Raw genomic sequence first — 22,148 nt, 5'->3', positions numbered from 1 at the left:
GGTCGTCCGGAGTCAGCTGCCGATCCCCGTCCAGTCGGCGTCGAAGGCGACCATTGCGCCCAACGTCCAGGCCTGCACCCGTGTCGAGATCGGCAGCTCGCGCAGTTCACCCGTCCGGGTGACTGCGTAGAGCTCCGGGAAGCCGCCCAGTTCGGTGAGGGCACGGCGGACACCAGCCCGGACCCGCTCCGCGTCGTCGTGGCGGCCCGCGGCGCGCAGGCCACCCCAGGCGAACCAGTTGTCGAACGGCCAGACCGAGCCGCGGTGGTAGCCGTCGACCTGGAACGCGGGTTCCGACGCCGCGAGCGTCCGCACCCCGTACGGGGTCAGGAGGTCAGGCTGAGTGAGCCGTTCGCTGTGGTCGAGCACGCCCGACCACAGCAGCCAGCCAAGCTGCGACCCCGCGCCGACGACGGTCCGTCCGGTTCCGTCGAGGGCCATCACGTCTGCGGTGAACGCTGCCCGTACCCGTGCTGTCAGCTGCCCCGCAAGTGCCGCCCACTCCTCTCGTCGCGGCACGTCCAGCCTGGCCAGCGCTCGCAGGGCGACAATCGCGGCGGCTTGCGAGTCGGCATCCGCCAGCGGTGGTTCCGGCATCGACCCGTCGGGGTGCACGATCCCGCCCCCACCTGTGTCGTGGGCGGGGTCCCGGCTGTCGCGCCAACCCTGTTGGGCGAGACCCCCGGGGTGCCTGCGCGGCCCGCACCGCACGAATCCGTCCCCGACCGCCCGTCGAAGCCACCCGGCGGCTGCCTCCCGCGCCGGGCTGAGCTCGTGCTGCAAGCTCGGGTCACCGGTGGCGTCGAGCAGTATCAGAAACCACGACGTCGCATCGGATGTGCCGTAGTACCGGATCGCTCCGTCGCGGACGGGCCACCCGTGGTCGACGAGGTGCTGTGGCGCCACGGGGCGGTATTCGTGCACGATCCGGCCCGGCTGTTCCTCGGTCTCCGGGTCCTCGACGCGCCCCTGCAACCGGGCGTGCACTCGCAATGTCGCCGCGGCCACGTCCGGTCGCACCGGCAGCACCTGAAGCGCGAAAATGAGCGAGTCCCGCCCGAACAGTGCGTGGTACCGGCCAGGGACGGAGGCGTACGCCCATCCGTCCGGCGACAGAACATCGTCAATCCGCATGCCCTCATCATCCTGCCGGCTGTGGTGAATCAGCGCCGCGCCGGAGCTGCACTCGTCACGGTCCCTCCACCGGGTTCGAGCCGCCTGCCGGTGCAAGTGCCGAATCCGGAGTCCGGCATCGCGTTCCGCTCGTCCGATGTCGTTCTTGGCCATGCCGCCTGGTCACTCGCGCACCTCGACGGTGAAAACGGTGGTCAGGACCTTTCCGTCCGCGTCACGGAACTGGCCCCACAGCCGGTACAAGCCGGGCCGCGGCAGATCGGTGTGCACCTGCAGTGCCGGGCCGAACCGCCGACCGGGCATCGCGAACACCGGCCGGCCACGGTCGTCGACCGCCTCGGCGTGCTCGTGCGCGAAGCCGGACCCGTCCAGCGGCATGACCACGATGTGCCCCGCCGCGGCCAGGTAGGGCCGCAGGCCGGCGACCGGCTCACCGGTCGCGGCGTCGGCGAACCGGTAGGTGAAGCTGCTCTCGCCCAGCGACGCGTCGCCCTCCAGGGTTACCCGCAGGCCGCCCACGACCTGCGTCCGCGGGGAGGCCGACGCGGGCGTACGCGGCAGCAGCCCGTCCACCACCACCTCCTTGCGGGCGACCAGGTCGCTCATCGCCCCGCGGCGGCGGAACTCGGTGTGGATCAGGTGCCGTCCCGCGGTGGGGAAGGTCAGCCGCACGGCGAAGACCCCCGGCTCCCCGGTCGGCTCCGGGTGCAGGTGCTGGAAGGTGACGAGGTCCTCGCGGGTGACGATGAAGTGCATCCACGCCTCGTGACTGCGCCCGACGTCCTCGATGGGCCGGCCGGTGCCGTCGGTGAGCCGGATCCGGGCGGTGACCGGACGGCCGGGCATCGTCCCCGTGGGAACCTCGACGGCGACGTGCACACCGTCATCCTCGGCGTGCCGCGGCGGGGCGTCGGCCTCCATCATCACGCTCATGGCCGGGCGCATCGGCATGCCGGTCTCCTGCACCCAGGCGAGTGCGCCGTTCATGCCGCGCTGCGCGGCGTCCGTACGGCTGAGGGCGGTGAGCCCGGCGCCCACCGCGACGGCCAGCAGAGCCACCCCGGCGAGATAGGCGTAGTCGCCGATGCGGGCCGTGGCGCGGCCGTCGAAGCGGCGCAGCCGGGCCGCGTTGGTGATCACGCTGACCGAGCTCATCGCCATCGCGGCGGCCGCCAGCGACGGGTCGAGCAGGGTCGGGTACAGCAGGCCGGCCGCGATCGGGATGAGCAGCACGTTGTACGCGAACGCCCAGAGCAGGCCCTGCTTGATCGTGGTGACCGTACGCCGGGACAGCGCGATGGCCGTGCCGATGCCGCGCAGGTCGCCGCCCACGAGGGTGATGTCGGCGGCCGCGATGGCCACGTCGGTGCCGGTGCCGATCGCGATGCCGAGGTCGGCCCGGGCCAGCGCGGGCGCGTCGTTGATGCCGTCGCCGGCCATCGCCACCACCGCGCCGCGCTCCTGCAGGCGGGCGATGTGGGCGGCCTTGTCCTCGGGCCGTACGTCCGCGATGACCTGGTCGATCCCGACCTGCCGGGCCACCGCGCCGGCGGTGATCGGGTTGTCGCCGGTGAGCATCCACACGTCGAGTCCCTGCTCGCGCAGCCGGGTCACGGCCTCACGGGCTTCCGGCCGTACGGTGTCCGCGACCGCGATCAGTCCGGCGAGCCGGCCGTCGACGGCGACGTACATGGGGGTGGCGCCCTCGTTCGCCGCGTGGTCGGCGTCTTCCGAGACGTCCGAGATATTGATCTGGTGGCGCGACATCAGCGCGGCATTGCCGATCAGCACGGCCCGTCCGTCGACGCGGGCCTCGACGCCGTGCCCGGGCAGCGCCTCAAAGGACTCGGCCCGCGGCGCGGCCGGGGCGTGGGCGACGATCGCCGCACCCAGGGGATGCTCGGAGCCGGTCTCTGCCGCCGCGGCCAGGCGCAGCATCTCGTCCTCCGGCAGCGGGCCGGTGGTGACGACGCGGGTGACGGCCGGGCGACCCCGGGTGAGCGTGCCGGTCTTGTCGAGCACGACCGTGGTGAGCCGCCGTGCCTGTTCGAGGGCCTCGCCTCCGGAGAGGAGGATGCCCAGCTCGGCGGCCTTGCCGGTGCCGACCATGACGGCCGTCGGGGTGGCGAGCCCCAGCGCGCACGGGCAGGCGATGATCAGCACGGCGATCGACGTGCCGAGACCGAGGGTGACGGCCGATCCGGTGGGGCCGAGCAGCGCCCAGCCCGCGAAGGTCAGCACGGCGGTCACGATCACCGCGGGGACGAACCACGCCGACACCCGGTCTACCAGGCGCTGCATGGGCGCCTTGGCGTTCTGCGCCTCCTCGACCAGCCGCACGATCTGCGCGAGGGTGGTGTCGGCGCCGACCGCGGTGGCCCGCATGAGCATCGACCCGGTGCCGTTGACGGTGGCGCCGATCAGCACGTCGCCGGCAGCCTTGCCGACCGGCAGGCTCTCGCCGGTCACCATGCTCTCGTCCACCGCCGACGCGCCCTCGGCGACGACGCCGTCGACCGGCACCTTGTCGCCGGGCCGGATCCGCACGATGTCGCCGACGACCACCTCGGCGAGGGGGATCTCGGTCTCGGTGCCGCCGCGGACCACCCGGGCCGTGGGCGGCTGCAGGTCCATGAGCGCGCGGATCGCGGCGCCGGCCCGGCGCATCGCCCGCGCCTCCATCCACCGGCCCATCAGGACCAGCGCGATGACCACCACGGAGATCTCGAAGTACACGTGCAGCGGCAGGCCCGCGCGCTCGGCGGCGGCCGGCCAGAGCGTGACGAAGGCGCTGTAGCCGTACGCGACCGTGGTGCCCAGGGCGACGAGGGTGTTCATGGTGACCGCTCGGTGCCGCGCCGCCTGCCAGGCCGCCTCGTAGAGCGGGCGGCCCGCCCAGAACTGCACCACCGTCGCCACCACCAGCAGCACCGGCATGAGCCAGTCCATCGTGTCGAGCGGCAGCGGCAGGTACATCAGGATCATCATGGACAGGCCTACCGGCAGGGCGATCTGCCAGCGCCGGCGCAGGGCCTTCACCGGGTCCGTACGGGGTTCGGCGGGCTCGTCGGGCGTGGGCGTCGCCGTAGGAAGCGCGGCCTGGTAGCCCGCCGCCCGTACGGCCTCGGTCAGGGCGTCCGGCCCGACCGCGGCCGGGTCGTAGTCGACCGTGGCCGTCTCGGTGGCGAGGTTCACCGAGGCCGATGCCACCCCGTCCAGGCGGGTCAGCGCCTTCTCCACCCGGCCCACGCAGGAGGCGCAGGTCATCCCGCCGATGTCCAGCCGGCAGGACACCACCGTCGGTGTCGTCATGTCGAACTCCCTCGTCTCGTGGGCTGATGCCGCCGAGGGTGCGCCGGAGGGCTGTCCACCCGCTGTCGTGGGCGGACAGCGGCCGGACAGCGCAGTCCCGCACGGTGATGTCCATCGGATCCACCGAGTGAGGGAGTCACCATGAACGACCTGCTGTTCTCCGTGCCGGGCATCGCCTGCGGGCACTGCGCCGCCGCCATCCGGGACTGCGTCACCGACGTGCCCGGCGTGCGGGCCGTCGACGTCGACGTGCCGGCGAAGACGGTCCGGGTCGCGGGCGGCGCCGACGCCGCCGCGGTGCGCGCCGCCATCGCCGAGGCCGGATACGAGGCCGCCTGATGGACACCGTGATCATCGGCGGTGGTCAGGCCGGGCTGGCCACCGCGTACCACCTGCGCAGGAACGGCGTGGAGTGCGCCGTGCTGGACGCCCACCCGCGCGTCGGGGAGGCCTGGCGGCGGCGCTGGGACTCGTTGACCCTGTTCACCCCGCGGCGGTTCTCCGCCCTGCCCGGCATGGTGTTCCCCGGCGACCCGGACGGCCACCCCGGCAAGGACGAGACCGCCGACTACCTGGCCGCGTACGCGTCGCGGTTCCAGCTGCCGGTTCATCTGGACACGACGGTGACAGCGGTGCGCCCCTCGGCGGACGGGTTCGTGGTCGAGACGAACAACGGCACCTGGGCGGCGCGCCAGGTCGTGGTGGCGTCCGGGGCCTTCCACACACCGCGGGTGCCGGCGTTCGCCGAGCGTCTCGACGTGGTCCAGGTGCACAGCAACGACTACCGCAACCCCGCGCAGCTGCCCGACGGTGACGTGCTGGTGGTCGGCGCCGGAAACACCGGCGTACAGATCGCCGGTGAGCTCGCCGCGGCCGGGCGCCGGGTCACCCTCGCGTACGACGAGCTGGGCCCTCGCCTGCCGCAGCACCTCCTGGGCCGCGACATCTTCTGGTGGTTCTCGGCGCTGCGCACCATGGGTCTGTCCGGCGACAGCCGCATCGGCGCCCGCATCCGGGCCACCAACCCCATCATCGGTACGGACGTACGGCGGTTGCTGCGCGACGTCCGCCGAGCAGGCCGCATCATGGACGCCGAAGCCCGGGCGCTGCGATCCGCCGACGGCACCCGCCACCCGGTCGGCGCGGTCGTCTGGGCGACCGGCTTCCGGCCCAGCTACCCGTGGCTGCACGTGCCGGTCCTCGACGACCGCGGTGCGCCCGTGCACCGCGGCGGGTTCACCGCCCATCCGGGCCTGTCCTTCGTGGGACTGCCCTGGCAGCGCACCCGCGGGTCGGCCGTGCTCGGCTGGGTGGGCCGCGACGCCGAGATCATCGCCGCGGCGGCCGGGCGCAAGGCCGTACGGCTCTGCGTATGATGACCCGCGTCATGGGTGATCGATGGTAGAAGCGCTGATCAGGGTGCTCGGACCGGTCGAGGTCCAGGCAGTCGGGCACCCGCCGGCCTCGCCCGCGCCGGCCCTGCGCGCCGTGCTCGCGCGGCTGGCCCTCACGCCGGGCCGCGTGGTGTCGGCCGACGCCCTCACCGACGCGCTGTGGGGCGAGGACCTGCCCGCCGACGCCGCGAACGCCCTGCAGATCCGCGTGTCGAAGCTGCGCCGGGCCCTGACCCGGGCGGGTTTCCCGGACGACGTGATCGTCACCCGGGCTCCCGGATACGTGCTGAACGTGCCGCCCGGCGCGGTCGACGCCCACCGCTTCGAGGAGGCGGTCGCTGCCCGCCGCCACGACGAGGCGCTCGCGCTGTGGCGCGGCCCGGCGCTCGCCGACGTCGGCGAGACCGACTGGACCCGCGCCGAACGCACCCGCCTGGAAGAGCTGCGGCTGGCGGCCATGGAGGACCGCTTCGAGCTGCTCGTCGACGCCGGCCGCCCGGCCGAGGTGGTGGCCGAGCTGGAGCGCCTGGTCGCCGAGCACCCGCTGCGCGAGCGCCCGCACCGGTTGCTCATGCTGGCGCTGTACCGCGCCGGCCGCCAGGCTGACGCCCTGGCCGTCCACCAGCGGTTGCGGCACCGGCTCGCCGAGGAGCTCGGCATCGACCCGTCACCGGAGCTGCAGGCGCTGACGGAGGCCATACTGCGCCAGGAGGTGCCGGCCGCTGCTCCGCGAGCGCCTGGCTTGGCGCAACCGCAATTGCTGCCGCCGCCGCGACCGTCTTCGCCGCAGTCGCCGCGGTTGCCCGTGCCGGCGGCGCCGGTGCCGGCTCGGCTGGCCTCGTTCATCGGGCGCGACGACGACCTGCGCACCACGCTCGAGCACCTCAGCGAAGCACGGGTCGTCACGCTGACCGGGCCGGGTGGCGTCGGCAAGACCACCCTCGCGCTCGAGGCCGCGCGGCGTGCCGGGCCGGAAATCGCCGACTCGGTGCACGTCATCCGGCTCGCCGCGGTCGGCCCGGACGCCGACGTCGCCGAGGCGTTCGCCGTCCAGCTCGGACTGCAGAGCGGCGGGCCCGCCGCCGAAGCCGTCGCCGAGATGCTGCGGACCCGGCGGGCGTTGCTGGTGGTGGACAACTGCGAACACCTCGTCGACGCGGCCGCCGCCATGGTCGACCGGCTCGTCCAGGCCGCGCCCGGCGCCCGCGTCCTCGCCACCAGCCGGGAGGCCCTCGCGGTCGCCGGCGAGACACAGATCGCGGTCGGTCCCCTCGACGTCCCGGACGAGACGGCCGGACCCGCGGAGATCGCGAGTGCCGCGGCCGTGCGGCTGTTCCTCGACCGCGCCCGCAGCGTGCGTCCCGGTTTCGAGGCGGACCTCGAAGCGGTCGCCGGCATCTGCCGCCGGCTCGACGGCATTCCGCTCGCCATCGAGCTGGCCGCCGCCCGCACCAAGGCGCTGCCGCCCGCCGAGATCGCCGCCCGGCTGCGGGACCGGTTCGCGCTGCTGACCGCCGGCCCGCGCAGCAGCGAGGCCCGACACCGGACACTGCGCGCCACCATCGACTGGAGCCACGACCTGCTCGCCGAGCCGGAACGGCAACTGCTGCGCCGTCTCGCCGTGTTCCGCGGCGGCTGGACCCTCGACGCCGCCGAGCAGGTGTGCGGGCCCGGCGACGTGGCCGACCTGCTGTTCCGGCTGGTCGACCGGTCGCTGGTCAGCGCCGACCCGGCCACCGGCCGGTTCCGGCTGCTGGAGACGATCCGCGAGTACGCCGGGGCGAAGCTGCGCGAAGCCGGCGAGGAGACCGGCGTCCGGCGGCGGCACCTGGCGCACTACACCGAGGTCGCCGAGACGTACGGCCCGCAGGTGCGCTTCGTCGGCCCGGCCTGGGACCTGCTCGCCGGGGAGCAGGACAACCTGCGCGCCGCCGTGGACTTCTGCGTCGAGCACACCGACGAGCCGCCGGAGACCGGGCTGCGGCTGGCCGCGGCGCTCGTGCAGTTCTGGAACTACGGACCCCGGTTCGAGGGCGTCCGGGCGATCACGGCGCTGCTCGAACGCGGCGGGTCGGAGCGCGCGCGGGCCCGGGCCCTGCAGGGGTACGCGTTCCTGCACGTGTACTACCCGACCGACGCGTCCCGGTCGGCGGCGCGGGAGAGCCGCGCGATGTTCGAGGCGCTGGACGACCGGGCGAACGTCGCGATCTCCGACCTGATCATCGCCTTCGAGGGCCAGTACGGCGGTGACCCCGCGGAACACCGCGCGCTGGTGCACCGCAGCCGCGACGTGCTCGGCGAGACCGATCGCGGCTGGTGGCGGGGCATGACGTACTACCTGGAGGCGCTGCTCGACCTGCGGTCCAGCGACTTCGTGGCGTCGGTGCGGCACTGGGAGCGCTGTCTGGAACTCCTCGGCGCCGCGGGCGACCGGATGATGAGCAGCGCGGCCGAGGCCCACCTGGGCATAGCGCTGCGCGAGTCCGGCCGCCGCGACGAAGCCCTCGCCCTGCTGCGCCAGGCGGTCGCCGACTGCCGGGCGCGCGGTTCCCTGCACGGCTTGGCCTTCGCGCTGGTGCATCTGGCCCACACCCGCCTGGACCGCGGCGAGCCCGCGGGCGTCGAGGCGGAGCTGGCCGAGGCCGACGAGGTGGCGCAGCGGGTCCGCAACCCGCGCAACCCGGCGTGGGCGGCGTGGGGACGGGCGCGACTGGCCCTGTCCCGGGGTGACGCCGCCGCCGCGGCCGACGGCTGCCGCCGAGCCATCGACCTCCTCGCGGACCGCGAGTTCCCGTGGGCCCGGGCGCGCCTGTGGGCGACCTACGCCGAAGCATCCCAGGCCGCCGGCCGCCCCGCGGAGGCGGCCCGGGCACGAGCCGAGGCATCCGCAACGGCGTAGCGCCACAATTCCGCCCCCACACCTGGGTTACAGCCGGCAGCTTGCGCGGTCGCGGGCGGACAGCAGCGCGGCCCGGTCCACCTTGCCGGTCACCGACAGCCTGCCCCGCGCCGCCTCCACCTCCAGCGACACCACGCCCGGCAGGTCCGAGACGTAGTGGCTGAGACGTCGCACGCAGCGACGGCACAGGCCCATGGGCACCGGGACGGACGTCTGCTCTCGCATGCGCCCATGCTCCCGGCGCGCGCTGTCCGTTCGCTGTCCGCCCATGGCCAGCCCGCGGACAGCGGCCTCCCCCAAGCTCGGCGTCGTCAGTCACCGCTGTACGACCCGGGAGGAGATCCCCCATGAGCATCAGCGCCCGCAACCTCGTCAAGACGTACGGCCGGGGTGACACGGCCGTCCGTGCCCTCGACGGCGCGAGCCTCGACATCCCCGGCGGGACAGTTCGCCGCCGTCATGGGCCCGTCCGGGTCCGGCAAGTCCACCCTCATGCACGTCCTCGCCGGCCTCGACGACGCCGACGCCGGCGTGGTGCGGCTCGGCGACGTCGAGGTGACCGGGCTGAGCGAGCGGCGGCGCACGCTGCTTCGCCGGGACCGCGTCGGGTTCGTCTTCCAGAGCTTCAACCTGGTGCCGACGCTCACCGCCGCCGAGAACATCGCGCTGCCACTGACCCTCGCCCGGGCGGCGGCCGGACGAGGAGTGGCTGCGCCGGCTGGTCGCCACGCTCGGGCTGGCCGAGCGGCTCGGCCACCGGCCCGCCCAGCTCTCCGGCGGCCAGCAGCAGCGGGTCGCGGTGGCACGGGCGCTGATCGGGCGGCCGGAGATCGTGTTCGCCGACGAGCCCACCGGCAACCTCGACTCCCGGTCCGGGGAGGCGCTGCTCGGCTTCCTGCGGTACGCGGCCGGAGAACTCGGCCAGACGATCGTGATGGTCACCCACGACCCGAACGCCGCATCGTACGCCGACCGGGTCGTCTTCCTGGCCGACGGCCGCGTGGTCGACGAGGTCGCCGCGCCCACCGTCGGCGAGGTCCTGTCCCGGATGACCGGGCTCACCACCACCTCCGAGGAGCTCTGAGATGCTGCGTCTCATCGTGCGCAACACCCTGGCCCGCCGGGCCCGCCTGGCGTTGACCGTGTTCGCCGTGGTCCTCGGCGTCACGTTCGTGAGCGGTGCCCTGATCCTCACCGACACGTCGCGCCGGGTGCTCGACGACCAGTTCCGCACCGCGACCGCGGGGGTCGACCTCACCGTCCGGGACGCCGCCGCCTTCGGCTCCGCCATGGGGGTCGAGGTGAAACGCGACCCGCTGCCGGCGGAGATCCTGGACCAGGTCCGCGCGGTGGCCGGGGTGGCCGCCGCCGAGCCGATCGTCCGCGGCTCCGGCCTCGTCAACAGGATCGTCCCGTCCGGGCCGACGCTGTTGCAGTCCTGGACCGCGCCGCCGGTCGGCGCGTTCCCGCTGCGCGCGGGGCGGGCGCCCGCGGCCGACGGCGAGGTGGTGATCGACGTGGCGACCGCGACGGGTCACCGGATCGCGGTCGGCGACAGTGTCACGGTCGCGGGGGAGCGGGCGCGGGTCGTCGGCCTGGCCGGGTTCGGCGACCGGGACGGCCTGCCGGACAGCACCGTCGCGCTGGTCACGCTGCCCGCCGCCCAGCGGATCCTCAGGACCGGGATGACCGAGCTGGCCGTGACCGCGGCCGGCGGGGTCGATCCCGCCGGCCTGCAGCGGCGGATCGGCGCGGCCCTGGGCGCCGGATACGAGGTGACCGCGAGCCGTGACCTGGCGGCCGCCGCGTCGGCGAGCGCGCAGAACCAGATCGGCTACCTGCAGGTCATGCTGCTCGCCCTGGCCGCGGCCGGCCTGCTGGTCGGCGCGTTCCTGATCGCGAACACCTTCTCCATCGTGGTCACCCAGCGCACCTACGAGCTGGCCGTGCTGCGCGCCACGGGGGCCACCGGCCGCCAGGTGCTCGGCTCGGTGCTGGGCGAGGCGCTGCTCACCGGCGTCGTCGCGTCGGCGCTCGGCCTGGCCGCCGGGACGGGCGCGGCGTCCGGGCTGCGCGCGCTCGCCGGCGCGTTCGGGATCGCGCTGCCGGACGGCGCGATGGTGGTCGGCGCCCGTACGGTGCTGCTCTCGTTCGCCGTCGGCGTGCTGGTGACCGTGCTCGCCGCGCTGGGACCGGCCCGCCGCGCGGCCCGCGTCGCGCCGGTCGAGGCGATGCGCCGGTCGACGGCCGCCGAGCCGATCGGCCGGGCCCGCACGATCGCCGGGCTGATCGCCGTGGTCGCCGGTGTTGCCGGAATCGCCGTCGCCGGCACCATGGCGCTGCTGGGCGCGGCCGCGGTGACGCTGATCGTGGGGCTGACCCTGGCCGGTCCGGCCTTGGCGCCGCCGGCGGCCCGGCTGCTGGGCCGGCCGCTGCACGCGCTCGGCGTGCCGGGACGGCTGGCCCGCGAGTCGGCGGCGCGCACGCCCCGCCGTACGGCCGCGACGTCTCTGGCCTTGGCCCTCGGGCTGGCGCTGGTCAGCTTGACGGCGGTGCTCGCCACGTCGGTCCGCGACTCGGTGAAACGAACCTACGCCGAGACCATCACCGCGGATTTCGTGGTGGAGAGCGCCCGCAACGAGATGCTCGGCGGACTGCCGATGGCCGCCCATCACCACATCGCCGAGCTGCCCGAGGTCGCGGTGGCGTCCCGGCTGCGGTACGGGCACTGGAAGGACGGCACGACGACGGCCGCGCTCACCGCGGTCGACCCGGACACACTGCCGGAGGTTGCCACGCTCACGCTCACCGCGGGGCGGCTCGACGCGCTCAAGTCGGGCGGGATCGTGCTCGCCGAGCACGTCGCGGCCGAGCGCGGGATCGGCGTGGGTGACGCGCTGGCGATGACCTTCTCCCGTACGGGAGACCAGAAGGTGAAGGTCGTGGGCCTGTTGCGGGACCGGGACGCGCAGGCGCTGCAGACCGACTACGTCATCTCGCTGGCCACGTACGAGCGGCACTACGCGGAGGACGTCGACGCCGGCGTGTTCGTGAAGCTGGCCGGCGGCGTGCCGGCCGAGGCGGGCGAGCGGGCGCTGACGGCGGCGCTGGCGGACCTGCCGACCGTGCAGGTGCGTGACCAGGCGGCCGCGGTCGCCGGGCGTACGTCCACCATCGACCAGGTGCTCGGCCTGGTGACCGCGCTGCTGCTGCTCACTATCGTGATCGCGCTGCTCGGCATCACCAACACCCTGGCCCTGTCGGTGTTCGAACGGACCCGGGAGATCGGGCTGCTGCGGGCGGTCGGCATGACCCGGTCCCAGCTCCGCACGACGATCCGTGGTGAGGCCGTGCTGATCGCCGCGGTGGCGACCGTGACGGGGGTGGTGCTGGGCGGCGGGCTGGGTGCAGCAGCGGTGACGGCGCTGGGCTCGACGGTGGGGGCCTCGGTGGTCCTGCCCGCCGGCCGGCTGGCGCTGATCGTCGCGCTCACCCTGGCCGCCGGCCTGGTCGCGGGGCTGCTGCCGGCGCGGCGGGCGGCCCGCCTGGACGTCCTCGACGCGATCGCCGCTCAGTAGACCCAGCGCAGGTCCGCCGCGATCGCCGGCGGGGACACGCCGCGGTAGCGGTCCGCCTCGGCACGGCGGACCGCTACCACGGGGTCTTCGGAGAATGACGCAGCAGGACCTCGATGCAGACCCGCCGGGCCCGCGACCCGGTCACAGCGAACTGGAGGTGGCCACCCTGCTCGGGCGCGCGGTGGGTGACCTGTTGGAGTGTGACCGGCACCGGACCCGCCACGTCCTCACGGGACTGCCATCACCGCGACCCGAGAACCGGCTGGAATGTCGGTGAACCGCCGAGTCAGCGCCGAGCCGGCCGCCGGCGACGCTTGAGGGCAGGGTGGGATCGGGCCAGGCGCCTGCATCATCGGCACGACACCCGGCGCCGTCACCGGCCTCCCAGATCCGGCAGGTTCGGCAGCCCGGTGACGATGGTCTCCGCGACCTCGCTGAGGCGCCGATTGCGCCGACGGGCGAAGTCACGGATCTGCTTGAACGCGTCGTCGGGACTCACACCGCGGGCCTGGGCGACGATGCCCTTCGCCTGCTCGATGAGGACGCGACTGTGCAGGGCGCCCTGCAGCTGGCTGGTGAGCACTTCGCCGCGGCGGATGGCGCGTTCCTGCAGCAGGCCGATCACGGCGACGTCGGCCAGTGATTGCACGATATGGGCGTCCGCCTCGTCCAATTCGGTGGTGCTGCCGAACACGCCCATCGCGCCGATCACCTCCTTACGCAGCCGCAGCGGAAAGGCGTGCACCGACTCGAAGCCGGCCAGGGCAGCGCGCGGTGCGAACCCGGGCCACTTCTCCGTCGCCGCGGCCAGGTTCACGTTGGTCACCGGCCGAGCCGTGCGGAACGCGTCCAGGCAGGGGCCGTCGCCGTACTGCAGCTGGAACAACTCCATCAGGCGGGCGCTCTCGTCGGAGGCGGCCATGAAGGCCAGCCGATCGCGGTCGTCGGCGAGCATCAGTCCGACCTCACCGGTCTCGAACAGGTCGGCCACCCGCCGGGTGAGCATCTGCAGGAACTCGACCACGTCGAACTCGTCGACGAGCGTGTCGGCGACGTCGACGAACAACGTGGCCAGCCGCTCGGCGGAAACAGTCGTCACAGTGGTCTACCGCCCCTTCTGGCGAATACCGGACCGACGGTGGTCACGACCGGCCGTCATCGAACCGAACCCTACGCGTCACCACGTCGAACGCGATGTCTCCCAAGGGTTTGTCCTCGGCGTAGGCGTAAGCCCGCAACCGGGCCAGCGCATCCGCCAGGGAGATACCCAACTGCACCGCCACCATCCCTTGCGCCTGGAACAGTTCCGCCCGCTGCCCGACCACCTCGTCGTCCAGGCCGTCGGCGGCCGTTCCCGGCGCCGCCCGCGCCTGACCGTCGAGCAGGGTCGTCACCGCCACGTCGGCGAAGGTCAACGCGTCACGGAGCTCATCGGCCGTCAAGGAGCCCACCTCGCCGCGGAAGACGTCGAGGGCTCCGAGGCGGGCCGCGCCGATCTGCAGCGGGAAGGCGAACACCGCCCGAACCCCGTTGTCGTGCAGCGCGGCGGCGTAGCCCGGCCATCGCTTCACCGCCCCGGCCGAGAGGTCGGGGACGAGCAGCGGGCGGCGACTGGCCATCGCGTCCAGGCACGGACCCTCGCCGAGCGAGAACTGCAGCTCTTCGAGCGGCTCGTAGGCCGGCTGCGACACCGCGGCCACGCCCGGCATCCCGTTGCCGGCCAGCACGCTGACGCCGGCGCCCGAGGCGAACAGGGCCCGCTCGGCAGCGCTGCACAACCGGCGCAGCGTCCCGGCGACGCCGCGGCCGTCGGCGGGACGTGTCGGCTCGTCCGTGACCAGGCGGTTGACTCGGGCCGTGCGCTCATCCACGCCGGTCACCCGGTGGTCCGTCGTGCTGCGCCCGTACGGCTGGAGGATGGGAGTGGCTCGTCATGGCGGTGCCTTTCCCTAGGTGGGGAACCGCCGGGGACCAGGGCAGCAGCATGTCCGATGTCAGCTGGTGGGCGTCACGCTACGCCGCCGGCGCAGCCACGTCGTGGGGCGGGTGAGAGGTTCGCTCGAGCCACCGGAGCGTACGGGTCCGGCGGCGTTCCGGATGCTGTCGCGGGCGGCGGTGGCGACGGCTTGCGGGGCCTTCGAGCGGCGACCGGTGAGCTGGGCAGGAACGGAAAGAATGGGGTGGGGCGTAAATGCCGAACGGCGACCCGCTGAACCAGTCGGGCCGCCGTCAGACAAGACTCATGATCAGAGCGTGCGAATGTTTTCCGCCTGCGGGCCACGCTAAAAACGGAAAAGCGCCTGGATGGATCTTCGATCCATCAGGCGCGAAAACGTCTACGGAAATCAAAACTGCAACAAGGGTCACCGTAGCACAGAAATGGCTCGGATTACGGCTGGCCGCTTCGCAGTTTTCCGCACGGCACCGGTTCGGCTGATCACGCGGCCGCAGAGTGCGGCCCCGCACTGGTGGTATCGCTGTTCGGGCATCTGCTGGGCCACCGCCTGCACGGCGGGGACGGCTACGGTGAGGCCATGACGACCTACTCTGGCCCGGCAACGCTGGTTCTCGTCGACGGAGCGCGCGTCGCCGGGGTGGCCTCGTTACGGACGAACGATCGTGGAGACCTTTTGGGCTGGACCGGTTCCTTCCGGCCGGACCACGTCAGCGACGAGCTCCGCAGCGCCACCGACGGACTGGAGCTGGAGCTGCCTGACGAGGGAACCGGGAAGGTGGGCGTCACCGGCATGCGGCGTCTCCTCGCGACTCAGGTCCTGCTGTCGCTGGTCGGCCGCGGGCCGGCACCGTTCTGAAAACGGCGGTGCCTGCTTTGTCCTCGTGAAGCTTGCGTTCGCAGGTGCCACCGCCTGAGAGCGACGACCTTGGTCCGGTTGTATGTTTGTCCCACGTGGGGGAGACCTTTCCTCGCCGGCTGCTCCGGTCCCTGGCAGTGCACCCGTACTGACAGAGTGCCCGGGAGTAGCCGTGCTTGGGGATCATCGTCCCGTTCCGCTTGATCATGCCACCATCCCTGGGCGCGATGGCGAGGCTCCGCCGGAGTCTCCTTATCTGCTCTCCACCCGGGCCGACGGGCGCGGTGTGGCGGTGGCCTTCACCGCCGACGCGACCTCCGCGGTGGTCGAGATGACCCTGCACGGAGGGTGGTCACCGCACTTCGGGGATCAGATCTCCGCCTGTTTGCGGCTGTGTCTGGCCGGACCGTCCGTCTCCGTCATCATCGACCTGCACCATCTCGATGATCCGTCGGGCCTCAGCATGCCGTTCTGGATGGCGGCGTGGGACCGCGCCCGGCTCGCCGCGTCGCCGGTCGACCTGGTGTTCTGCCTGTCCGGCACAAGTGCGCTGGGCCGGCGGTTGCGCGTGGCCGAAGGGCCGCGATCGCAACTGTTCGCCGGTGTGGCGCAGGCGCGGCTTGCCGTCGCCACGCTGGTGTCCCCACGCGACCGGTTACAGGCGCGGCTGGCGCCGCGACCCGAATGTGTCCGCGCTGCCCGTGATCTCGTCAAGCAGGCTTGCCGAGCCTGGGACCTGTCCCATCTGCTGCTCGACACCTCGCTGATAGCGTCCGAGCTGGCCAGTAACGCCGTCGAACACGCCCGCACCGACTTCGTCGTCACGCTGTTCCGGCAGGGCGGCCGGCTGCACGTAGCGGTGCACGACGGCGCGGCCGGGCTGCCGCGTCTGCATCGATCGGCGCCGGCCGGTCCCACCGCATCGCCGCGTGGTCGCGGCCTGCCGCTGGTCCATGCGATTGCCGCCGCGTGGGGGGCCATGCCGGCTCGTGGCGGCAAGGTGGTGTGGGCCACGCTGACGTGACCGGGTCGGTTCCGCTCGCCGTCAGGCCGGATTTCTGGCCCGCGGGCCGAGTAGCCGGTCCGCGGCGCATCCAGGTACCTGCCGCCGCCCGACCTGGGGTCGGCGATCCGTGTCGCGCCGGGCACCCACAGGTCGGTGCCGCCGATCTCGTCGACGGCCTGCCCAGGCCCCACGTGCGCGAGCGGGAGCCGGACCGGATCGGCCGGTGCGAACGGGGACTCGAACGTCTCGTCGAGGCTCCCGGTCATGGTCGTCCCCATGCCTTCTCCACGGTTCCGGTCAGGTGCGGCGAAGAGGCGGAAGCGGTTGGCGGCATGGACGGCACCTACCGCGACGTCCGACGGGCCGGGACGCCCGTGCCGCTTCGGATCAGGTGGTGGAGCTCGTTCCGGAACCGGGTCATCCACTGATCGATCTCGGCTCCGGCCCACCACAGCCGCCGGGGTGAGTACTCCCAGACGATGCGGGTCGTGCCGCCGACGACTGCGCATTCGACGTAGAGCGGCGCTCGCCGGACGCCGGCCCCGGGCTCACGCACGTCACCGATCGCGGCCGCGCTCAGAGAGAAGAGGCCGCTGCGGCTCCGCGTCGGCATCTCGCCCCGGAAGTTGAACGAGAGCGTCGGAGCCGGCGCCTCGCGGATGCTCTGTCGCAGGTCCGGATCGTCGTTCAGATATTTGAGGCCTTCGAACGACAGACCGGCGGACGGGACACCGGCGAGCCGCTCGCTCACCGCGGTCAGCGTCTCGGCCGGCGCCTGGGACCGGCTGTCGTCGAAGGCGAGCGGGAAGGTGCAGTGCAGATCGCCGGCCGTCCGCGAAAGATCGAGGCCGTGCACCGCTGTCTGTCTCCCCGAGCCGGAGAGCTCGACCACGAGACGGCCGCAGCTCCACTGGCGCTGAGCGGTCCGCACCAGCGCCGTGAGCAGGGTGGTGGCGAGCGGTGCCCGGCCCGCCTGCGGCCCGGTCCTCCGTACGTCGCGGAGCGCGCGCGTCTCCTCGGGCGGCAGGCTGTGGCGGGCGGTGACCAGGTCCTCCATCTGCACGCCGGGATGCGCAAGCGGGTCGAAAGTAGCCGGTGGTGGCACTGCCAGCTGGGTACGCCAGAACTCCAGATCCGCCTTCGCGCCGCGGCGGGCGAAGTCGTTCATCCAGCCGGAGAACACCTCGAAGCGCGCCGATGTCCGGGCCGGCCGCAGGGCCTCGCCCTGTTCGTCCAACCGGCAGAGCTGGTCCAGGTCGTCCAGCAGGATGCGCAGCGTGACCCCGTCCATGACGAGGTGGTTGACCGCGAGGAACAGTCGTTGCCTCGAGCCGTTCTGGATCAGAAGGAGACGCATCAGCGGGCCGTGCTCGACGCTGACGCGGCGGTGCTGCTCGGTGAGGAGCGGCGGTAGCGCGTCCGGCCGGTCGAGCGTGACCGACTCGACGGTGAAACTGCCCTCGATGTCGCCGTAGCGCTGCGTGAATCGGCCGTCGTCCCGGCGGAACCGCAGGCGCAGCGCCTCGTGCCGGGCGACCAGCGCGAACGCGGCCCGGCGGAGGCGGTCCGGGGTGAGCCGCCGATGGACGTCGAGCATGACCGTACGGGTCCACCCGTCCCATCGCCCCAGCTCCAGGGCGTGCTGCTGCGCGGCGCTGAACGGGACGTCACCGGAGTCCGGAGCTTCGACCGGCTCGGACGGCGCCGGCTCGAAGTGCCGTACCACCGAGATCGCTATCGCCCGCAGGGTCGAGTCGTTGCTGAAGCTCGCCGCCGGGATGCGCGCTCCGGTCCGGTGCTCGACGCGCTGGGCCAGATCGATCAATCCCAGCGAGTCGAGGCCGACGTCGAGGAGCGGCCGATCCACCGATACGTCGTTCGGGTCGGTCAGGTGCAGCACCTCTGCGACTTCGGTCTGCAGCAGCCGGAGCACGTACTCCGGTTCGCCACCCGGGCCCGCCCGGGGCGACGTGTCCCGCGTCGGGCGCTGTTCCAGGATCGCCGACGAGCGCAGCGAGCCGACCGTCCACTGGCGCTTGCACTGTGTGCGCCGCAGCTTCCCGCTGGTCGTCTTCGGAATGCTGTCCGGTCTCATCAGCAGGACCTCATGACACTGCACCCCGCAGTGCGAGGTCACCGCGGCCCGGATCGCCGAGGCCGCGCGGTCCAGCGGGATCGCCGCCCCGCTCCGCAGGACCTTCCTGCGCAGCTCGGCCGCCACCACGACCCGCTCGACGCCGTCGACCCGCACCCCGAAGGCGACCGCGTTGCCCGGTCGCAGAATCGGGTCGGCCGCCACGACCGCCGCTTCCAGGTCCTGCGGATGGATGTTGCGGCCCCCGACGATGATGAGGTCCTTGAGGCGGCCGCAGAGGAATACCTCGCCGTCGTCGCCGATCACCCCGAGGTCACCGGTCCGCAGGAAACGGCGCCCGTCGTCCGGGCCGTTCCCGGTCGCCGGGCGCGCGGCGAAGACGGCCGCATTTTCCTCCTCGGTCCGTCCCCAGTAACCGCTGGACACACTCGGACTGGAGATCCACAGCTCACCGACGGCGTAGGGTGGCCGCGGCCGCCGGGTCACGGGGTCGACGGCGATCACCGAGACACCCCACTCCGCGTCGGGCACGCCGCTGCCCACGAGCGTCACCGTGGGTGCGCCGGGGGCCGGCGCGACGATCACGCCGTCGCGATCCAGCAGGGCCCGATCCCCGTGGAGCAGCGTCGGCCGCCGGCCGACCCGGCCGCAGACGAACAGCACGGCCTCGGCCATGCCGTAGACGTTGCCGAACGTCGCCGGATCGAAGCCCATCCGGCCGAGCGCGGCTTCGAAGCGGTCCATGGTGGCGACCAGCATCGGCTCACCGCCCTGCAGGGTGGAGCGGACCGACGAGAGGTCGAACGCGTCGCCGTCGCGCAGCCCGCGCAACACGTAGTCGTAGCCGAAGTTCGGCCCGGCGATGTGCGTGCCGCGGTAGCGATCGATCGCCTCGAGCCAGAGACGCGGGGCGGCCAGGAAGGTCGTCGAGGAGAAGGCGATACAGCGCGCCCCCGTGTACATCGCGTTGAGGATCCCGCCGGCCAGCCCCATGTCGTGGAACAACGGCACCCAGCCGACGAGCACCGACTCGCTGTCGACCCGGGTGTTGCGCGCGATCAGCTGAAGATTGTGCGTGAGGTTCCGGTGCCGCACGACGACGCCCCTGGGCGCCGACGTCGAGCCGGAGGTGTACTGCAGGTACACGACGTCGTCCGGGCCGAACCGGGCGGCCGCGCGGGCCAGCCGGGCAGCGGCCGCCTCCGGATCGGCGCGTTGGACGCGATGGGACAGCAGCCAGGCGAGGTCGGGCCAGCTCGACCTCTCGCGGCCGCGCCAGCGGCCCGCCACGCCGTCGCGTACCGACGCCAGCGTGGCGAGCGCGCGGTACCTCGCATGGGTGAGGGCGACGCGGGCGCCGCTGTCCTCGGCGATGTGCCGGAGCTTCGGCAGCTCCCGATCGAGATGCCGCGGGTCGGGGCTGGCCACCGGGACCGCGATAGCGCCGAGGAGCATGCACCCGAAGAAGCTCGCGACGAACTCCAGACCGTCGGGCGGGAAGATGAGCAGCACGCGGTCGCCGGGCGCGACCCCGGCCTCCTGCAGCAAGTCGGCCGTGCCGGCCGCCCGCCGCACGATCTCCTGGCGGTCCGCCGCGTCGATCTCCCGCCCGTGGCGATCGAGAAACGTGTAGAGGGGCGCCCCGGGAGCGGCGTCGAGGCGCTCGACCATGGTGGTCAGCAGGCTCGCGGACATCCGGCACTCCGATGGACGGGGAAGTGACTCGTTTGGACGCTACACCTGTCAACCTGCAGGGGGACCGGTCCTGCTGTGGAGCGCGTCCACCGTACGCCTGTTGCCGCGGCCGAATAACCGGATCAACTGTGCCCCTTTGATCGACGCGTACGGTCTCACGGTCCGGCTCACCCGCCCTGTCCGAGCCGCAGGGTGCCCGCGATGCGGGTGCCGGCGCCCGGCGCGGCGTCGATGCGGAGGACGCCGCCCACCGCGTTCAGCCGGTCGGCCATCCCGACCAGGCCCGTGCCGTCGCCGGCTGCCGCCGGGTCGAAGCCCGGCCCGTCGTCCTCGACCAGGAAGTCCAGCCGCCCGCCGGTCGCGGTGAGCCGCACGGTGATGGTCGCGCCGGCCGCGTGTTTGACCGCGTTCTGCATCGCCTCGAGGATCGTGAAGTAGACCGCCAGTTCGGTGTTCTCCTCCAGCCGTAGGCCGGCTGCGCCCGGGTCGGCGTCGACGCGCACGGTCGCCGGCGCGGTCCGCGCGCGGGCCCGCAGCGCCGCGGCCAGCCCGCGGGCGGCCAGGACCGGCGGGTAGATGCCGCGGGCCAGGTCGCGCAGGTCCTGCAGGCAGCGGTCGAGGTCGTCGCGGGCTCGCTGGAGCGCGGCCGGGTCGTCTCTCGCCGCGTTCAGGCTGACCGCCAGTGCGGTCATGTGCTGCTGGACCCCGTCGTGGATGTCGCGTTCGAGGCGGCGTCGCCCGCGCGCCTCGGCGGTGACGATGCGGCGCCGGCTGGCGTCGAGCTCGTCGAGGCGGGCGGCCAGCCGGCCGGCCAGGATCACCCCGCGCAGCGCGGGTCCGGCCTGGGTGGCCAGGTCGGCCAGCAACCGCCGGTCGCCGGCCGACAGCGGCCGGTCCGGCGACGGCCGTACGGCCACGTCGCCGACCAGCTCGCCCAGGTGCCGCACCGGGATCTCCACCAGGTCGTCGGGCTCGTCCGGCGCGGCCGGGAACCACACCTCGGCGGCCGCGTCCGTCCCGGTGAAGGCGCGTACCCGGGCGGCCGGGACGCCGAGGCCGGAGGCCAGCGTGCGCGCGGTCCGCGGCAGCACGTCGTCGACCGCCGGCGCCTCGGCGAGCTGCTGCGGCAGGGCGGCCAGCACCTCGTACGGGGTGGCTCGCACGCCCAGCACCAACCGCCGCGCCGCTCGGCCGATGCGCTCCTTGACCGGCGCGAACAGCACCGCGACCAGCGCCGTGACCACGACCGTCGGCAGCAGCGCGGGCGCCGTCGTCGCCGAGCCGGCCAGCCGGGCCGAACCGACCACCACGCCGACGTACACCGATGTGATCAGCACGGTCAGCGCGGCGTACACGATGGCCGTGACCAGCACCTGGTCCAGATCCCACACCCGGTAGCGCAGGGCGCCGACGATCAGGGCGGCGGGCAGCGCGACCGCCACCGCGGCCACGAAGCCGGCCACACCCACGCCGTGCAGCCCGGGCAGCACCTGCACGATGAGGAAGATCGCGGCGAGCGCACCGGCCAACGCCACCGGCACCAGCCGGCGGCGCTCCTCGCCGCGGGCCCGGGCCAGCCGGACGACGAGCTCGACCACCGCGGCGAGCAGGAGCAGCAGGCCGAGGGAGGTGATGATCTCCAGCAGGCCGGCCACCCGGTCCGCGGCGGCTACCGGCAGAAGGCCGCGCCACGGCAGCTCACGGCCGTACGACTCGTCGGTGACCGGGCCGGGGCGGATCAGGTTGAGCACGACCGCGGCGGTGATCAGCAGCAGCCCGGCGGCGACGGCTGGGCGCCACCGACGCGAGGGCAGCCGGCCGTCCGGGAACAGCAGCAGGAGCAGCGCGACAGGCACCGGGAAGAACAGCGGATCGAGGGCCAGGCCGAGCACGCCGAGCAGGGTGGGACCGTCCACCGCGTACGCCCGCAGCCCGAACTCCAGGGTGACCGCGCCGCCCGCCGTGAGCAGCAGCGGGCCCAGGATGTTGGCCGGGCGCAGCGCGGTGAGCAGCGCGCCGGTGAGGCCGAAGCTGAGGCCGGTGGCCAGCGAGGTCAGCACGAACAGGTGGGCGCCGATCCGGATGTCGAGGACCGCGCCGGTGACCGCGGCCACGGTCAGCAGCGCGGCGCCGCAGGCGCTGAGACGGGCTCGCGTACTCATGGCTTGCAGTGTGCCGGTCGGTGCGGCGGCGACGCAGTGGTGCACGCACCACGATCTATT

The 22,148-nt window shown here is 73.4% G+C and carries 14 protein-coding genes and 1 pseudogene; 8 read left to right on the top strand and 7 right to left on the bottom strand.

Annotated features, from left to right (window positions below; genetic code table 11):
* Positions 1 to 12: 12 nt before the first annotated feature.
* A complete protein-coding gene (locus tag ACSNN8_RS33800) occupies positions 13 to 1,287 on the bottom strand; it encodes an amylo-alpha-1,6-glucosidase (protein WP_436654157.1) in 1,275 nt (424 codons plus the stop codon).
* Between the two features lie 9 nt (positions 1,288 to 1,296).
* Positions 1,297 to 4,446 (bottom strand): heavy metal translocating P-type ATPase, encoded by a 3,150-nt coding sequence (locus ACSNN8_RS33795; RefSeq protein ID WP_436654155.1) that lies wholly within the window; start codon positions 4,444 to 4,446, stop codon positions 1,297 to 1,299.
* A gap of 141 nt (positions 4,447 to 4,587) precedes the next feature.
* Between ACSNN8_RS33795 and ACSNN8_RS33790 the strand changes: the two genes are divergently transcribed.
* Genes ACSNN8_RS33790 through ACSNN8_RS33780 form a run of 3 tightly spaced genes read left to right on the top strand, consistent with a single transcriptional unit; the run spans position 4,588 to position 8,739 of the window.
* Positions 4,588 to 4,785 carry a heavy-metal-associated domain-containing protein gene (locus ACSNN8_RS33790; RefSeq protein WP_436654153.1) on the top strand — a complete coding sequence of 66 codons (198 nt, stop codon included), beginning with the start codon at positions 4,588 to 4,590 and terminating at the stop codon, positions 4,783 to 4,785.
* Positions 4,785 to 5,822 (top strand): flavin-containing monooxygenase, encoded by a 1,038-nt coding sequence (locus ACSNN8_RS33785; protein ID WP_436654151.1) that lies wholly within the window; start codon positions 4,785 to 4,787, stop codon positions 5,820 to 5,822. Before ACSNN8_RS33790 ends, ACSNN8_RS33785 begins: the two co-directional genes overlap by 1 nt.
* A gap of 22 nt (positions 5,823 to 5,844) precedes the next feature.
* Positions 5,845 to 8,739: a BTAD domain-containing putative transcriptional regulator gene (locus ACSNN8_RS33780; RefSeq protein WP_436654150.1), complete on the top strand. Its 2,895-nt coding sequence runs from the start codon at positions 5,845 to 5,847 to the stop codon at positions 8,737 to 8,739.
* Positions 8,740 to 8,766: 27 nt separating this feature from the next.
* Here ACSNN8_RS33780 and ACSNN8_RS33775 read toward each other — a convergent pair whose 3' ends face one another.
* A complete protein-coding gene (locus ACSNN8_RS33775; protein WP_436654148.1) occupies positions 8,767 to 8,964 on the bottom strand; it encodes a cation transporter in 198 nt (65 codons plus the stop codon).
* Between the two features lie 234 nt (positions 8,965 to 9,198).
* On the opposite strand from ACSNN8_RS33775, the pseudogene ACSNN8_RS33770 reads away from it, so the two are divergent.
* The 3 genes and pseudogenes from ACSNN8_RS33770 to ACSNN8_RS33760 all read left to right on the top strand — a co-directional run.
* Positions 9,199 to 9,532 (top strand): annotated as a pseudogene (locus tag ACSNN8_RS33770) (ATP-binding cassette domain-containing protein); the annotation flags it as partial.
* A gap of 6 nt (positions 9,533 to 9,538) precedes the next feature.
* Complete coding sequence (locus ACSNN8_RS33765) at positions 9,539 to 9,823, top strand: hypothetical protein (protein WP_436655608.1); 285 nt, start codon at positions 9,539 to 9,541, stop codon at positions 9,821 to 9,823.
* A 1-nt stretch (position 9,824) separates the two neighbouring features.
* On the top strand, positions 9,825 to 12,317 hold the full coding sequence (locus ACSNN8_RS33760) for an ABC transporter permease (protein WP_436654146.1): 2,493 nt from the start codon (positions 9,825 to 9,827) through the stop codon (positions 12,315 to 12,317).
* Between the two features lie 373 nt (positions 12,318 to 12,690).
* Here the strand turns inward: ACSNN8_RS33760 and ACSNN8_RS33755 are convergent, their stop codons facing one another.
* Positions 12,691 to 13,416 carry a GAF and ANTAR domain-containing protein gene (locus ACSNN8_RS33755; protein ID WP_436654144.1) on the bottom strand — a complete coding sequence of 242 codons (726 nt, stop codon included), beginning with the start codon at positions 13,414 to 13,416 and terminating at the stop codon, positions 12,691 to 12,693.
* Between the two features lie 43 nt (positions 13,417 to 13,459).
* Positions 13,460 to 14,188, bottom strand: a complete 729-nt coding sequence (locus ACSNN8_RS33750; RefSeq protein ID WP_436654142.1) for a GAF and ANTAR domain-containing protein — start codon at positions 14,186 to 14,188, stop codon at positions 13,460 to 13,462.
* Between the two features lie 663 nt (positions 14,189 to 14,851).
* On the opposite strand from ACSNN8_RS33750, the gene ACSNN8_RS33745 reads away from it, so the two are divergent.
* Positions 14,852 to 15,130, top strand: a complete 279-nt coding sequence (locus tag ACSNN8_RS33745) for a hypothetical protein (protein ID WP_436654140.1) — start codon at positions 14,852 to 14,854, stop codon at positions 15,128 to 15,130.
* A gap of 292 nt (positions 15,131 to 15,422) precedes the next feature.
* Positions 15,423 to 16,154: an ATP-binding protein gene (locus tag ACSNN8_RS33740; protein WP_436654138.1), complete on the top strand. Its 732-nt coding sequence runs from the start codon at positions 15,423 to 15,425 to the stop codon at positions 16,152 to 16,154.
* Positions 16,155 to 16,479: 325 nt separating this feature from the next.
* Here ACSNN8_RS33740 and ACSNN8_RS33735 read toward each other — a convergent pair whose 3' ends face one another.
* Entirely contained in the window at positions 16,480 to 19,926 is a 3,447-nt protein-coding gene (locus tag ACSNN8_RS33735) for an AMP-binding protein (protein ID WP_436654137.1), read from the bottom strand.
* A 167-nt stretch (positions 19,927 to 20,093) separates the two neighbouring features.
* Complete coding sequence (locus ACSNN8_RS33730) at positions 20,094 to 22,088, bottom strand: sensor histidine kinase (protein ID WP_436654135.1); 1,995 nt, start codon at positions 22,086 to 22,088, stop codon at positions 20,094 to 20,096.
* Positions 22,089 to 22,148: the final 60 nt, after the last annotated feature.

It is taken from the genome of Actinoplanes sp. URMC 104 (genome assembly GCF_051386375.1).
Taxonomy (GTDB): domain Bacteria; phylum Actinomycetota; class Actinomycetes; order Mycobacteriales; family Micromonosporaceae; genus Actinoplanes.
Note: the sequence above shows the minus strand (reverse complement) of the source record. Positions and strands in the feature narration are given on the sequence as shown.